We start from the raw sequence: 12,911 nt of genomic DNA, 5'->3' as shown, positions 1-12,911 counted from the left end.
GGCCTTGTGCCGCGAAAGGGCTGCAAAGCAGCCCCGCAATGCCAGATCAGTGCACCGGCAGCTCGACACCTTCGAACAGGTCTTCCAGCTCCTGCTTGTTATGGCACTGGATCGCCTTGGCCATCACCTCACGGGTCAGGTGCGGGGCGAACTTCTCGATGAAGTCGCACATGAAGCCACGCAGGAAGGTGCCCCGGCGGAAGCCGATCTTGGTGATGCTGGCCTCGAACAGCTCGCTGGCATCCAGCGCCACCAAGTCGCTGTCGAGCTTGGTATCCACGGCCATCTTGGCCACGATGCCCACGCCCAGGCCCAGGCGTACATAGGTCTTGATGACGTCGGCATCGGCCGCGGTGAACACCACCTTGGGCGTCAGGCCGCGATGGTTGAAGGCTTCGTCGAGTTTGGAACGGCCGGTGAAACCAAACACATAGGTGACGATCGGGTATTCGGCGACCGCCTCGAGGGTCAGTTTCGGCAGCTTGGTCAGCGGGTGGCCCTGGGGCACCACCACGCAGCGGTTCCATTTATAGCAAGGCATCATGATCAGGTCGCCGAACAACTCCAGCGCCTCGGTGGCGATGGCGAAGTCGACGGTACCGTCGGCGGCCATCTCGGCGATCTGCATCGGCGAGCCCTGATGCATGTGCAGGGCGACTTCCGGGTATTGCTTGATGAAGTTGCTGATCACCGGCGGCAACGCATAGCGCGCCTGGGTGTGGGTAGTGGCAATAGACAGCGTGCCCTTCTTCTCGTTGGAGAATTCCTGGGCGATCTGCTTGATGCTCTCGACCTTGCGCAGGATCTCGCCTGCGGTGTTGATGATGCGCTCACCGGCCGGCGTGACGCGGGTCAGGTGCTTGCCGCTGCGGGCGAAGACCTCGACGCCTAGCTCGTCCTCGAGCAGGCGGATCTGCTTGCTGATCCCGGGCTGGGAGGTATAGAGGCTCTGCGCTGTCGCGGAGACATTGAGGTCATGGTGCGCCACTTCCCAGATGTAGCGCAGTTGTTGAAGCTTCATAGGTTTCCCTCGGATCAGCGGTAGGTCACCGGCAGCTGGCAGCGACGAGATATAACTATATTAGTGGTTCTCGAAATAAATCTAGAACTATTTTGTTACATGCCACGGATTCGACCTACCCCCGTCTTCACCCCTTCCTACGCCCTAAATGCTGGGCCAGCGGCACCATGTAGACGGGCACCGGCGACAATTGCAGCAACCGCGCCGCGGTGCGGCCAATCGGTACATCCACCCCTGCCCCCTGGCTGTGGCTGCCGAAGATCAGCAGGTCGACATTCAGCCGCCGGGCCTGCTCGATGATCACGTGGGCCGGGTCACCCTGGCGTACCCTGACCGCACGGATCAGGGCCAGGTCCGCTTCCTCGCCCAGTTCGTCGCGAAAATTCTCCAGCACCCGCTGCTCGATGTTGGCCAGGACCGTATTCACGCCCTCGCTGTGCAGCGCATCCAAGGTCTGTTCATCGAGGTAGCTTTGCAACAGGGATTCGGCGAACTGCCCCATGGGCTCCACGGCATGGATCACATACAGCTCTGCGTTGAAGGTCCGCGCCAGGGCCAAGGCGTGCTGCATGACAAAAGGCGCGTATACCCCGAGGTCGGTGGCATACAGCATGGAATGGATCATTCGACCTCCTTGACTGCCGCAACGGCAGAGCAAGGTTCAGCTTAGCAGCGCCGTGCAAGGCCGCCCGTGCCATCCGGCGCGCTGGTGCCGCGGGCTTGGCGGGCCCGGACAGGGGATTTGATGGGGCGCTGGGGGCCCGTCGGATACCACTTGGCGATGAAAAGTCGTTTTGACGGTAAAAACCCCGTAACGACAGGGGTCAGCCCATTGTCGAGCCACCTTGTAACGCGCTAAGGTTCGGCTCCCCGTTGCGAACAATCTTGCTGCTGGGCCGCACGGGGCTGGCGGCCGGCACCCGTGACCTGACGAGTAACACGATGGCTGATTTACCGATCGACGACCTTAACGTTGCCTCCAACGAGACCTTGATCACCCCCGATCAGCTCAAGAAGGAACTCCCCCTCAGCGCCCAGGCCCTGCAGACCGTGACTGCCGGCCGCGAAGTAGTGCGCAATATCCTCGACGGCAAGGACCATCGACTGTTCGTCGTGGTTGGCCCCTGCTCCATCCATGACATCAAGGCTGCTCATGAATACGCCGAGCGCCTGAAGGTGCTGGCCGAAGAAGTGTCCGACACCCTGTACCTGGTGATGCGCGTGTACTTCGAGAAGCCGCGCACCACCGTCGGCTGGAAGGGCCTGATCAACGACCCGTACCTGGACGACTCCTTCAAGATCCAGGACGGCCTGCACATTGGCCGCAAGCTGCTGCTGGACCTGGCCGAAATGGGCCTGCCGACCGCTACCGAAGCCCTCGACCCGATCTCGCCGCAGTACCTGCAGGACCTGATCAGCTGGTCGGCCATCGGCGCCCGCACCACCGAATCCCAGACCCACCGGGAAATGGCCTCGGGCCTGTCCTCGGCGGTCGGTTTCAAGAACGGCACCGATGGCGGCCTGACCGTGGCCATCAATGCCTTGCAGTCTGTTTCCAAGCCGCACCGTTTCCTGGGTATCAACCAGGAAGGCGGCGTGTCCATCGTCACCACCAAGGGCAACGCCTACGGCCACGTGGTACTGCGCGGCGGCAACGGCAAGCCGAACTATGATTCGGTCAGCGTCGCCCTGTGCGAGCAGGACCTGGCCAAGGCCAAGATCAAGCCCAACATCATGGTCGACTGCAGCCACGCCAACTCCAACAAAGACCCGGCCCTGCAGCCGCTGGTGATGGAGAACGTCGCCAACCAGATCCTCGAAGGCAACCAGTCGATCATCGGCCTGATGGTCGAGAGCCACCTGAACTGGGGCTGCCAGGCGATTCCGAAGGACCTGGGCGAACTGCAATACGGCGTTTCCATCACCGATGCCTGCATCGACTGGAGTGCCACCGAGAAGGCCCTGCGCAGCATGCGTACCAAGCTCAAGGACGTTCTGCCACAGCGCCAGCGCGGCTGACGCCTTGCAGTAACGAAAACGCCGGGCAATGCCCGGCGTTTTCATGTTCGGTGAACCAAGCGGGTTCAGGCCTTGCTCGAATGGCGCTGCTGGCGTTCCATATAGCGCTCCACATACGAGCAGGACGGGATCACCGTGTAGCCCATCTGTTCAGCGTACTCCAGGGCCTTTTCGGTCAAGGCAGCGGCGATACCCCGCCCGCGCAGGGCGTTGGGCACGAAGGTGCGATAGATATCCAGCGTCTGCTTGCCCAGGTCCATGTACGTCAGGTACGCCCGGTGACCGTCCACATTGGTCTCGAACTGATGACCGGCCTGGTCATGGTGGATGGTCAACGCTTCACTCATCACTACTCCTCGCAGGTCTTGTCGGCAGACCCTTACCTTTACCGATGGTTTTTTCCGGCGGAGGAACCTCTACGCCACCCCTGCCCCTTGGACCGCAAGGCGATCCGAATCGTTCTGCAGCATGGGCACCTACAAATAGTAGGCGCCACAAGCAGGATTGCTCAAGGTGGCAGCAGGTAAAAATGCCCAAGGCATGCCTCGAACCGTTTTGCGACAGCCCCCGTTTGTTCTAGGGCTAAGACGCCAGCCGACCGTTGAAGTCACCTTTAGTTCAACAAAAAGTTTCTGTAACACAACCCTTTACGGAGGCTGCGCAAAATTTTCACACCGGCCATACAAAGGTTGTCACCTCCTCCCCTTCCGGCAACATTTTTTTTGCAGTTCTTGCGCTCAGTCAGTTTACTTACTACAAGTAATGGGTACTATGTACGCCGGCCAGTTTCTCTTTTCCGAGAGATGGCTATTTAATAGAAAGTCCTTGAAGGGGAACACGATGAACAACGTTCTGAAATTCTCTGCTCTGGCCCTGGCCGCAGTTCTGGCTACCGGTTGCAGCAGCGTCTCCAAAGAAACCGAAGCTCGCCTGACTGCTACCGAAGACGCAGCAGCTCGCGCTCAAGCTCGTGCCGATGAAGCCTACCGTAAGGCTGATGACGCTCTGGCTGCCGCTCAGAAGGCTCAGCAGACCGCTGACGAAGCCAACGAGCGCGCTCTGCGCATGCTGGACAAAGCCAGCCGCAAGTAATAATCCTCACGGATTGTTATGGAGCCGACCCACTAGTGGGTCGGCTTTTTTATTGCCTGGCGAAAAGCGCACCGCAAAAACGAACAAGGCCTGCACTAAGGCAGGCCTCGCTATGGGTTTAACTGGGCACCGGCCCTGGGTTAAACACAACGCCGTTACTGCAGCTCTGGCGGAATGCTCGATACCATCGGCGCCGCTTGCCCGCTGACCGGTACAGCGATTTCCACCGGCATGCCATCTTCCGCCGCCACTACATCGCGCACCATGTCCCAGTTCATGCGCAGGTTGTTGGCCAAGTCTTCGCGCTTGAGCAAGGCATTGATAACCGCGGTGTGTTTATCCACCACCGATGGATCGCCATGATCGTCCAAAGGCGTGTGGGCCTCGAGATAGACCTTGCCGCCACTGATGCCGAACTTATAGGGCTCGTTGATGATGCGCACCGGCGTACCCACTGGCACCATCTTGGAGAGTTCCAGCACGTTGTTGTTGAGCATGCGGAAGCAGCCATGGCTGGTGCGCATGCCGATACCGAACTTCTTGTTCGAGCCATGGATCAGGTAGCCCGGCACGCCCAGGGTGAACTTGAACGGCCCCAACGGGTTGTCCGGCCCAGCTGGCACCACGGCGGGCAGGATGTCGCCGTCGGCGGCATGCTCGGCACGGATCGAGGCCGGTGGTGTCCAGGTCGGGTTCGGGGTCTTGGCGGTGATCTTGGTGTTGGCGATCGGCGAACCCCAACCTTCGCGGCCGATACCCAGCGGGAAGGTGTGCACCACGCCCTGCCCTTTCGGGTAGTAGTACAGGCGATACTCGGCCAGGTTGATGACGATGCCTTCACGCGGCCCCGGCGGCAGGATGTAGCGGGTCGGCAGGATGATTTCGGTGCCGGCGCCCGGCAGCCAGGGGTCGACGCCTGGGTTGGCCGCGATCATTTCGGTGTAGCCAAGGTCATTGGCAGTACCGATGTCGGCAAAGGTGTCCTCGTACTTGGCCTTGATCACCTGGACCTGCCCGACGATGTCTTCACCGGGAGGTGGCAACGGCAATTCCAACGCAACGGTGGGCCCCGCTACCAGCAGGGCGGCCAGGGAGAGGCTACGGGTGACGGCGGGAAGGCGCGGCAACATCCGGTAAATCCTTCGAAAGAGAGGTCAAGAGAATCGATTGTACACCTGCGCCGATACAAGCGGGAGGCGTCTGCCCTTCAGATGATGGAAGGCGCTCAGAGTTCCGGCCATACCGGACGCATGCCGCGCCGCTGGGCATCGAGGATCGCCCGGCACAACGGGCACAGGCGACCGTCACGATAGACCGAGCGCTCCACCCCGGACCAGCGCGGTTGAGCGGGCAGAAGGCCGCCGCACAAAGTGCGGTCGACCGGCACGCCCAGCTCGAGCTGGCGAGCCACCAGGTGCACGCGAACCTCCTGGCAGGCGAACAGGTCGAGCTGCTCATCGGGCTCGATCAGTTGATAGGCATACAGGGACCAGGCGGGGCGTGGCATCGGGGGCTCTCGGAACGGGGGGCGCAACATTAGCCGAAAGCCGCCCCCGATAAAAGCGTCACAACAGCGGTTTTATCGCCGGCCAGGCATTTTCCAGCAATCGCTGCTGCGCAGCCTGGGCCGGATGGATGCCATCGGCCTGCATCATCTGCGGCACGCCGCCGACACCTTCGAGGAAGAATGGCACCAGCGGCACCTGTTTCTGGGTCGACAGCTGCTCGTAGACCAGGGCGAACGCCTGGGTGTAGCGCACGCCATAATTGGGCGGCAGGCGCATGCCCAGTAACACCACCTTGGCACCGGCCTCGCGGGCCTGATCGATCATCGAGGCAAGATTTTGTTGCAATTGCTGCGGCGGCTGGCCACGCAGCCCATCATTGCCTCCCAACTCCAGCACCACCAGGCTCGGCTGGTGGGTTGCAAGCAGCGCCGGCAGCCGCGCCTGGCCGCCTGCGCTGGTGTCGCCACTGATCGAGGCATTGACCACCCGATCGTCATAACCCTCGTCCCTGAGCTTCTGCTGCAGCAGGGAAACCCACCCCAGGCGGGTATCCAGGCCAAAACCGGCGCTGATACTATCCCCGACGACCAGCAGTGTACCCGCCGCCGCAGTCTGGGCCAGGCAATACAGGGCCAGGCCGGCACTCAACCACCACACTCGCATCGGATTCTCCATGGGCCCCAGCATTCTCGTTGCGCAGCACCTTAGCAAAGTGGTCCCCAGCGCGGAAGGTGACCTGACCATCCTCCACCCGCTCTCCCTCGCCCTGGAGCAAGGCGACAGCCTGGCCATCGTCGGCGCCTCGGGTTCGGGCAAGTCGACCCTACTCGGCCTGCTCGCCGGCCTCGACCGCCCCAGCGCCGGCAAGGTCATCCTCGCCGGCCATGACCTGGGCCCGTTGGACGAGGACCAGCGCGCCCGGGTACGGGCCGAGCATGTGGGCTTCGTCTTCCAGTCGTTCCAGTTGCTCGACAGCCTCAATGCGCTGGAAAACGTCATGCTGCCGCTGGAGCTCGACGGCCGCCGCGATGCCCGCGAGCACGCCCGCAGCCTGTTGGAACGGGTTGGCCTGGGCAAGCGTCTGAGCCATACGCCGCGGCAGTTGTCCGGCGGCGAGCAGCAGCGGGTGGCGATCGCCCGCGCCTTCGCCGCCCAGCCGGCCGTGCTGTTCGCCGACGAGCCCACCGGCAACCTCGACAGCCACACCGGGGAACGCATCAGCGACCTGTTGTTCGAACTGAACAAGGAGCGCGGCACCACCCTGGTGCTGGTCACCCACGATGAGCGCCTGGCTCAGCGCTGCCGTCGTCTGATCCGCCTGGATGCCGGCCGCCTGGTGGCGCCCCTGGAGCCCTGATGACCCACCTGCCCTTTTCCCGCCTGGTCGGCCTGGCCCTGCGCCAGTTGCTGCGCGATGCCCGCGCCAACGAAGTTCGGGTGCTGTTCTTCGCCCTGCTGGTGGCTGTGGCGGCCAGTACCGCCATCGGCTATTTCGGGGCGCGCCTGAACGGCGCCATGCAACTGCGTGCCAGCGAGTTCCTGGGCGCCGACCTGGTCCTGCAAGGCAGCTCCCCGGCGCGCGCCGACCAGCTTGCCGCTGGCAGGGCCGCCGGGTTGCAACATGCGCAGGTGGTGGAGTTCACCAGCGTGGTCGGCGCGGATGCCGGCATCCAGCTGTCGAGCGTCAAGGCGGCCGACACGGCCTACCCCCTGCGCGGCCAACTGCGCAGCGCCGCCATGCCCTACGGCCCGGAAACCCCGGGGGGCGGCCCCGCGCCCGGCGAGGCCTGGGTAGAAGCGCGCCTGCTGGTGGCGCTGGGGCTGTCGATCGGCGACAGCATCGACGTCGGCAGCAAGACCTTGCGCATGACCCGGGTGCTGACCTACGAGCCGGACCGCGCCGGCAATTTCTACAGCCTGACGCCCCGCGTGCTGATGAACATCGCCGACCTGGAAGCCACGGGCGTGATCCAGCCCGGCAGCCGGGTCAGCTACCGCGAGCTGTGGCGAGGCACACCGCAAGCCTTGGCCCAGTACCGTCAAGGGCTGGAAAACGGCCTGGCAGCCAACCAGCGCCTGCTCGATACCCGCGATGGCAACCGGCAGATCGGCGGCGCCCTGGGCAAGGCGGAGCGCTACCTGAACATGGCCAGCCTGGTGGCGGTGCTGCTGGCCGGCGTTGCCGTGGCCCTGTCGGCCAGCCGCTACGCCGCCCGCCGCCTGGACGCCAGCGCGCTGTTACGCTGCCTGGGGCTATCACGCCATCAGGCCTTGGGCCTGTATTGCCTGCAACTGGCCATGCTTGGCCTGGTGGCAGCGCTGGCCGGCGCTCTGCTCGGCTGGCTGGCGCAACTGGGCCTGTTCGGCCTGCTGCATGGCCTGGTTCCGGGCGACGTACCGCCCGGCGGCATCGCGCCGGCCCTGGCTGGGGTCGGCACTGGCCTGGTGGCCTTGGCCGGCTTCGCCCTGCCGCCCTTGGCAGCCCTAGGGCGTGTGCCACCGCTGCGGGTGCTGCGCCGCGACCTGTTGCCGATGCCGCCGAGCAGTTGGCTGGTATACGGCGCCGCCCTGCTTGCCCTGGGCCTGATCATGTGGCGCTTGAGCCTCGACCTGCTATTGACCTTCGCCTTGCTCGGCGGTGGCCTGCTCGCCGCCCTGCTGCTCGGCGGCCTGTTGTTGCTCGGTCTGCGCAGCCTGCGCCGCCTGCTAGCCGCAGCGCCCCTGCCTTGGCGCCTGGGCCTGGGTCAACTGCTGCGCCACCCCATGGCTGCGGCAGGCCAGGCCCTGGCCTTCGGCCTGATCCTGCTGGCCATGGCCCTGGTCGCACTGCTGCGTGGCGAGCTGCTCGATACCTGGCAAGCCCAATTGCCCAAGGACGCACCCAACCATTTCGCCCTGAACATCCTGCCCAGCGAGCGCGATCCCTTCGCCCAGCGCCTGCAAGCGATCAATGCCAGCTCGGCGCCCTTGTACCCAGTGATTCCAGGGCGCCTGACGCAGATCAACGGGCAGCCGGTACGCCAACGGGTGAGCAAGGAATCCACCGGCGAGCGCGCCGTGCAGCGCGACCTCAGCCTGACCTGGGCTGCCGACCTGCCCCAGGGCAATGCCCTGAGCGCCGGGGTCTGGTGGAACGCACCGCCGGCCGACGACGGGCTTCCCGGGGTTTCGGTGGAGGCGCAGTTGGCCGAAAGCCTCACGCTCAAGCTTGGTGATGTCCTCGATTTCGATATCGGCGGCCAGCAGCGCCAGGCACGGGTCAGCAGCCTGCGCACCGTGCATTGGGACAGTTTCCAGCCCAACTTCTACATGATCTTCCAGCCCGGCACCCTGCAAGGCCTGCCCACCACGTACCTGACCAGCTTCTACCTGGCGCCAGGGCATGACGCCGAGGTGGTCGCACTGTCGCGGGCGTTTCCGGCCGTGACCATTCTTCAGGTCGATGCGCTACTGGCACAGTTACGCAGCATCCTGGCCCAGGTGACCCTGGCGGTCGAATACGTGTTGTTGTTCGTACTCGCGGCCGGGTTGGCGGTGTTGTTCGCAGGGCTCCAGGCGACGCTCGATGAACGCATTCGCCAAGGCGCCTTGCTACGGGCGCTGGGGGCCGCCCGGCCGTTGCTGGTCAAGGCGAGGCGCATCGAATTCGGCCTGCTCGGGGCGGTGAGCGGGTTGTTGGCGGCGGTGGGATGCGAGGTGATTACCGGGGTGCTGTACCGGTACGCCTTCGATCTGGCCTGGACGCCGCACCCGTGGTTACTGCTATTGCCATTGGCGGGCGCACTGCTAGTAGGCGCAGCCGGCGTGGTCGGAACCCGCCGGGCGCTGAATGCCAGCCCCCTGGCGGTATTGCGTGAGGCCTAGGCCCGGGGCCGCCGCGTGATTCACTTGCTGGCAAGCCAGCGCCCACCCTGCCCTGCGTCACTCTCGAGAGTGGCGCGCAACAGTGGGCGCCGACTTGCCGGCGATTGGCCAGAACAGGCAAACAGAGGACAGTGACTTCTACATGGCCCGCGCCGCGCTCTAAATCCGCGCGGCTTCTGAGGTTCCGCAATCGCGGGCGTTACCCGCGCGTCAAGGCTGCTCGGCCAAGGTGCGCAAGCCCTTGAGCGTGTTGAACGGGGCATCGACCACGAACTTGTTGGCCAGCCAGGAGGGCACGCTGCCGCCAGGCTCGGTATGGACCTGGTAGGTCACTTCGGTGCTGTCGCCCTTGGGCACGAGCTTCCAGAAGCCCTGGACCTGCGCCACCCGGACATAGCCCTTCTCCTCGGGCAGGTACTTCGGCTGCTCCTCGAGCTTACGTGTAAGGGTGCCATCGGCCGCCTGCGTGGTGGTCACATGCAGGATCGAATCACGCGGCGTAACCGGCCAAGGCGTATTGAACTGGGTGTAGGTCCAGCTCTGATCACCTTCCTGCTTGAGCAGCTTCTGCGTCTTGCATTCATGAATCCATTTGCAGGCGCCGGCCACGTCCTCCTGCAACGCCTTGACCTTGGCCAGCGGCGCCTTGATCACGGTGACGCCTTGGTAGGCCTTGTACTTGGAGCCCGGCACTTCGCTGAGGGAAACCTTGATGCCGTCCTCGTCCTTGGCCACCTGCCAGTTCTCGGCCCAGGCCACCGGCGACAGCAGAACACCCATGCCACACAGCAGTGCAATACGCTTGATCGATCTCATCGTCTTGTTCCTTGTTGTCGAAGATCCAACCTGTCACGCCGCCGTCATCTGCTCCAACCAACCGAGAATCCTGATCGCCTCATCGCGATCGCTGCCACACACCTCCACATCGGCCTTGAAACCACCGCAGACCGACGGGCGCTCAGGCTTGCCGAACAGCTCGCAGAGATTGCCCGCTGTCAGGTGCAGGCAGCGCTCACCCGCCGGTTTGCCCTGGGGCATGCGCGGCATCGGCGAGCTGATCGAAGGCGCAATGCAACAGGCGCCACAACCCTCTCGGCATTTCATGAAAACAGGACTCCCAAGAGCAAAACGGGACGAACGTCCCTGGATAGTAACCGCTCAAACATTCGTTTGAAATTGCGAAACGGATGAAATATGCCGTGACCCGGCAGTCAGTTCATACCTATTGGCGAAACTCGAAATCGATGGCCGCCCCTTCCACGTCATGGCGACTGTCGTTGCGCAGTTGCAGCTGCATCTCGTTGTTGATCAGCCGCCCGTTGAGCTGGAATGGGCTGTCATCGCTGAGGGGCTTTTGCGGGAACATCGAGGGCAGCAACGGTTTGCGCCGCGCAACGGGTTCCCCCACCTCAGGTTCCAGGTTCTCCACCATCGAGGCCGGCAGGCTCAGGTCCAGTTTCGGCTTGGGCAGCGGCTGGGTCACCGACTTGGCAAGGGGTTTCTTGCGCGCCGCTCTGGCCGTGGACTTCGCCTTGGCGCGGGCAGGCACCTTGGTCGCCGCCTTGGGCTTGTGCGTCGCCTGCTTGCGCACCGGCTTGGCCGACGCGGCCTGGGCATGGGCCGAGGCCCCCTTGTCGGTCGACTGGGCGGCATGAGACTGGCCACTGGCCAAGCACAAGGGCGCCAGGCACAGTAAAAGGACAAGAGAGCGCAGCGCTTTCATGGACATCGGGAACATGGTGGAAAGATGCCTATGCTCTCTGTTCCGGTGACAGCTGGCAAGCCTACAGCAGTGAACCGGTCGACGCCTTGCACAATTGGTGCGCCAACAGGCCCAGGGTAATCACCGCCCGCTCCGACTCCTTGTTCCAAGGGATACCGCAGTTGAGGCGGATGCAGTGGTTGAACTGCTCGGTGTTGCTGAAGATCAGCCCCGGCGCGATGCTGATACCCTGCTCCAGCGCACGCACGTGCAATTCCTGGGTGTTGACCCGCCCGGGCAAGCTGACCCAGAGGATGAAGCCGCCGGTCGGCCGGGTCATCTGCGTGCCTTCCGGGAAGTGCTGCTGCACTGCCAACTGGTAGGCGCTGAGGTTCTTGCGGTACTCCTGGCGGATGTAGCGCAGGTGGCGGTCGTAGCCGCCGTTCTCCAGGTACGCGGCTACGCCCATCTGGGTCACGCTGCAGGCCGAATGGGTGGTGAAGGTCTGCAGGCGCTGGATCTCGTCCTGGTAGCGGCCGGCGATCATCCAGCCCACGCGCACGCCAGGCGACAAGGTCTTGGAGAAGCTCGAGCAGTAAATCACCCGGTCCAGCCGATCGAAGGCCTTGAGCGCCTTGGTCCGGCCCTGCTCGAACATCAGCTCGCCATAGATATCGTCCTCGACGATCTGGATATCGAAGTCCGATGCCAGGCGCAGCAACTGCTTCTGCCGGTCTTCGGGGATGGTGCCGCCCAACGGGTTGCTCAAGCGCGGGGTCAGCACCAGCGCCTTGATCGACCATTGGTTTGCCGCCAACTGCAGGGCTTCCAGGCTGATACCGGTGGACGGGTCGCTGGGAATCTCGATCACCTTGAGCCCCAGCAGATCGGCCAACTGCAGCAGGCCGTAATAGGTGGGCGACTCGGCGGCGATCAGGTCACCGGGGCGGGTCAGCACCCGCAACGACATCTGCAGGGCATCGACGCAGCCATGGGTGACCACCACCTCGCGCGGGTCGACCAGAACGCCGGCGTCCCGCATGCGGATGGCGATCTGCCTGCGCAGCGGCTCGAAGCCGGGGCTGAACATGTAGCTGAAGGCCCGTGGGCTGTGGAAGCGCGTGACCTTGGCCAATTGCTGGTGCAGCGCGCGCACTGGCAGGTAGTCCACGTGCGGCACCGCCGCGCCGAACGGAAACACGCCATCGCGCCGCGCCTCGGTCAGTACCTGCTGGATGATGCTCGCCCGGGTGACCAGCCCGGGCCGCTCGACCCTGGCGATCTCCGGGGTCTGGGCAGTCAGTGCGGGGGTCTGGTGCACGTAGTAGCCCGACTGCGGCCGCGCACGGATCAGGCCCTGGTCCTCGAGGTTGGCATAGGCCTGCAGGACCGTGGCATGGCTGACGTTGAGCTGGGCGCTCATCTTGCGCACCGAGGGTACGCGCTCGCCGGGCTGGTAGACGCCCCGGCGGATATCGTCGGCCAGTTGCTGGGCAATGCGCTGGTACAGCAGCAGGTTGGTCATGATGGCTCTCGAAACGCTGACGGGTTCGTTGTTCTTGTGCGACTCAAAGCCGAGTCAGAATACCGTAACAGTTGCCAAGTGTACTGGGACAGATTGCAGAATACTCAACCATACAGCCGAGTAACAGCTACAGAATCAACGAACAAAGCGGCTACCGACGAACGCATCGGTGTGGAGGAG

At 63.8% G+C, this 12,911-nt stretch carries 14 protein-coding genes; 4 read left to right on the top strand and 10 right to left on the bottom strand.

The window, feature by feature from the left end:
- Positions 1–46: 46 nt before the first annotated feature.
- Together cysB and ACNFG0_RS10695 are read right to left on the bottom strand one after the other, a co-directional pair.
- Positions 47–1,021 carry an HTH-type transcriptional regulator CysB gene (cysB, locus tag ACNFG0_RS10700; protein WP_084854749.1) on the bottom strand — a complete coding sequence of 325 codons (975 nt, stop codon included), beginning with the start codon at positions 1,019–1,021 and terminating at the stop codon, positions 47–49.
- 127 nt (positions 1,022–1,148) lie between these two features.
- The gene (locus ACNFG0_RS10695) at positions 1,149–1,646 is read right to left on the bottom strand and encodes a universal stress protein (protein WP_196145692.1); all 498 of its coding nucleotides are present in this window, start codon (positions 1,644–1,646) and stop codon (positions 1,149–1,151) included.
- Between the two features lie 317 nt (positions 1,647–1,963).
- Here ACNFG0_RS10695 and ACNFG0_RS10690 point away from each other — a divergent pair, with 317 nt between their 5' ends.
- Positions 1,964–3,040 (top strand): 3-deoxy-7-phosphoheptulonate synthase, encoded by a 1,077-nt coding sequence (locus ACNFG0_RS10690; protein WP_196155105.1) that lies wholly within the window; start codon positions 1,964–1,966, stop codon positions 3,038–3,040.
- A 65-nt stretch (positions 3,041–3,105) separates the two neighbouring features.
- Here ACNFG0_RS10690 and ACNFG0_RS10685 read toward each other — a convergent pair whose 3' ends face one another.
- Positions 3,106–3,387 (bottom strand): GNAT family N-acetyltransferase, encoded by a 282-nt coding sequence (locus ACNFG0_RS10685; protein WP_084854752.1) that lies wholly within the window; start codon positions 3,385–3,387, stop codon positions 3,106–3,108.
- 493 nt (positions 3,388–3,880) lie between these two features.
- Between ACNFG0_RS10685 and oprI the strand changes: the two genes are divergently transcribed.
- Entirely contained in the window at positions 3,881–4,132 is a 252-nt protein-coding gene (gene oprI, locus ACNFG0_RS10680; RefSeq protein WP_003259780.1) for an outer membrane lipoprotei OprI, read from the top strand.
- A 155-nt stretch (positions 4,133–4,287) separates the two neighbouring features.
- On the opposite strand, the gene ACNFG0_RS10675 is transcribed toward oprI, so the two are convergent.
- The 3 genes from ACNFG0_RS10675 to ACNFG0_RS10665 form a co-directional block, all read right to left on the bottom strand.
- A complete protein-coding gene (locus tag ACNFG0_RS10675; protein WP_196145694.1) occupies positions 4,288–5,262 on the bottom strand; it encodes a L,D-transpeptidase family protein in 975 nt (324 codons plus the stop codon).
- 95 nt (positions 5,263–5,357) lie between these two features.
- Positions 5,358–5,639, bottom strand: a complete 282-nt coding sequence (locus tag ACNFG0_RS10670) for a hypothetical protein (protein WP_196145695.1) — start codon at positions 5,637–5,639, stop codon at positions 5,358–5,360.
- 58 nt (positions 5,640–5,697) lie between these two features.
- A complete protein-coding gene (locus ACNFG0_RS10665) occupies positions 5,698–6,303 on the bottom strand; it encodes an arylesterase (protein ID WP_416764768.1) in 606 nt (201 codons plus the stop codon).
- Between the two features lie 10 nt (positions 6,304–6,313).
- Between ACNFG0_RS10665 and ACNFG0_RS10660 the strand changes: the two genes are divergently transcribed.
- On the top strand, positions 6,314–6,997 hold the full coding sequence (locus tag ACNFG0_RS10660; RefSeq protein WP_196145697.1) for an ABC transporter ATP-binding protein: 684 nt from the start codon (positions 6,314–6,316) through the stop codon (positions 6,995–6,997).
- Entirely contained in the window at positions 6,997–9,504 is a 2,508-nt protein-coding gene (locus ACNFG0_RS10655) for an ABC transporter permease (RefSeq protein ID WP_416764766.1), read from the top strand. Before ACNFG0_RS10660 ends, ACNFG0_RS10655 begins: the two co-directional genes overlap by 1 nt.
- Before the next feature lie 210 nt (positions 9,505–9,714).
- Here ACNFG0_RS10655 and ACNFG0_RS10650 read toward each other — a convergent pair whose 3' ends face one another.
- The 4 genes from ACNFG0_RS10650 to ACNFG0_RS10635 form a co-directional block, all read right to left on the bottom strand.
- Positions 9,715–10,320, bottom strand: coding sequence for an START domain-containing protein (locus ACNFG0_RS10650; protein WP_196145699.1), 606 nt, complete (start codon positions 10,318–10,320; stop codon positions 9,715–9,717).
- Between the two features lie 33 nt (positions 10,321–10,353).
- Positions 10,354–10,608: a YkgJ family cysteine cluster protein gene (locus ACNFG0_RS10645; RefSeq protein WP_196145700.1), complete on the bottom strand. Its 255-nt coding sequence runs from the start codon at positions 10,606–10,608 to the stop codon at positions 10,354–10,356.
- A 118-nt stretch (positions 10,609–10,726) separates the two neighbouring features.
- Positions 10,727–11,227: a hypothetical protein gene (locus ACNFG0_RS10640; protein ID WP_416764765.1), complete on the bottom strand. Its 501-nt coding sequence runs from the start codon at positions 11,225–11,227 to the stop codon at positions 10,727–10,729.
- Positions 11,228–11,288: 61 nt separating this feature from the next.
- Positions 11,289–12,731, bottom strand: coding sequence for a PLP-dependent aminotransferase family protein (locus tag ACNFG0_RS10635; RefSeq protein WP_196145702.1), 1,443 nt, complete (start codon positions 12,729–12,731; stop codon positions 11,289–11,291).
- Between the last annotated feature and the right edge of the window lie 180 nt (positions 12,732–12,911).

This window comes from Pseudomonas sp. NY15372, assembly GCF_048068215.1.
Lineage (GTDB): Bacteria > Pseudomonadota > Gammaproteobacteria > Pseudomonadales > Pseudomonadaceae > Aquipseudomonas > Aquipseudomonas guariconensis_A.
This window is presented reverse-complemented; position numbering and strand designations above follow the sequence as displayed.

Excerpts from the sequence above, each read along its gene's own strand:
- cysB (WP_084854749.1), bottom strand. The coding sequence starts at position 1,021 with ATGAAGCTTCAACAACTGCGCTACATCTGGGAAGTGGCGCACCATGAC.
- ACNFG0_RS10695 (WP_196145692.1), bottom strand. The coding sequence starts at position 1,646 with ATGATCCATTCCATGCTGTATGCCACCGACCTCGGGGTATACGCGCCT.
- ACNFG0_RS10690 (WP_196155105.1), top strand. The coding sequence starts at position 1,964 with ATGGCTGATTTACCGATCGACGACCTTAACGTTGCCTCCAACGAGACC.
- ACNFG0_RS10685 (WP_084854752.1), bottom strand. The coding sequence starts at position 3,387 with ATGAGTGAAGCGTTGACCATCCACCATGACCAGGCCGGTCATCAGTTC.
- oprI (WP_003259780.1), top strand. The coding sequence starts at position 3,881 with ATGAACAACGTTCTGAAATTCTCTGCTCTGGCCCTGGCCGCAGTTCTG.
- ACNFG0_RS10675 (WP_196145694.1), bottom strand. The coding sequence starts at position 5,262 with ATGTTGCCGCGCCTTCCCGCCGTCACCCGTAGCCTCTCCCTGGCCGCC.
- ACNFG0_RS10670 (WP_196145695.1), bottom strand. The coding sequence starts at position 5,639 with ATGCCACGCCCCGCCTGGTCCCTGTATGCCTATCAACTGATCGAGCCC.
- ACNFG0_RS10665 (WP_416764768.1), bottom strand. The coding sequence starts at position 6,303 with ATGCGAGTGTGGTGGTTGAGTGCCGGCCTGGCCCTGTATTGCCTGGCC.
- ACNFG0_RS10660 (WP_196145697.1), top strand. The coding sequence starts at position 6,314 with ATGGGCCCCAGCATTCTCGTTGCGCAGCACCTTAGCAAAGTGGTCCCC.
- ACNFG0_RS10655 (WP_416764766.1), top strand. The coding sequence starts at position 6,997 with ATGACCCACCTGCCCTTTTCCCGCCTGGTCGGCCTGGCCCTGCGCCAG.
- ACNFG0_RS10650 (WP_196145699.1), bottom strand. The coding sequence starts at position 10,320 with ATGAGATCGATCAAGCGTATTGCACTGCTGTGTGGCATGGGTGTTCTG.
- ACNFG0_RS10645 (WP_196145700.1), bottom strand. The coding sequence starts at position 10,608 with ATGAAATGCCGAGAGGGTTGTGGCGCCTGTTGCATTGCGCCTTCGATC.
- ACNFG0_RS10640 (WP_416764765.1), bottom strand. The coding sequence starts at position 11,227 with ATGAAAGCGCTGCGCTCTCTTGTCCTTTTACTGTGCCTGGCGCCCTTG.
- ACNFG0_RS10635 (WP_196145702.1), bottom strand. The coding sequence starts at position 12,731 with ATGACCAACCTGCTGCTGTACCAGCGCATTGCCCAGCAACTGGCCGAC.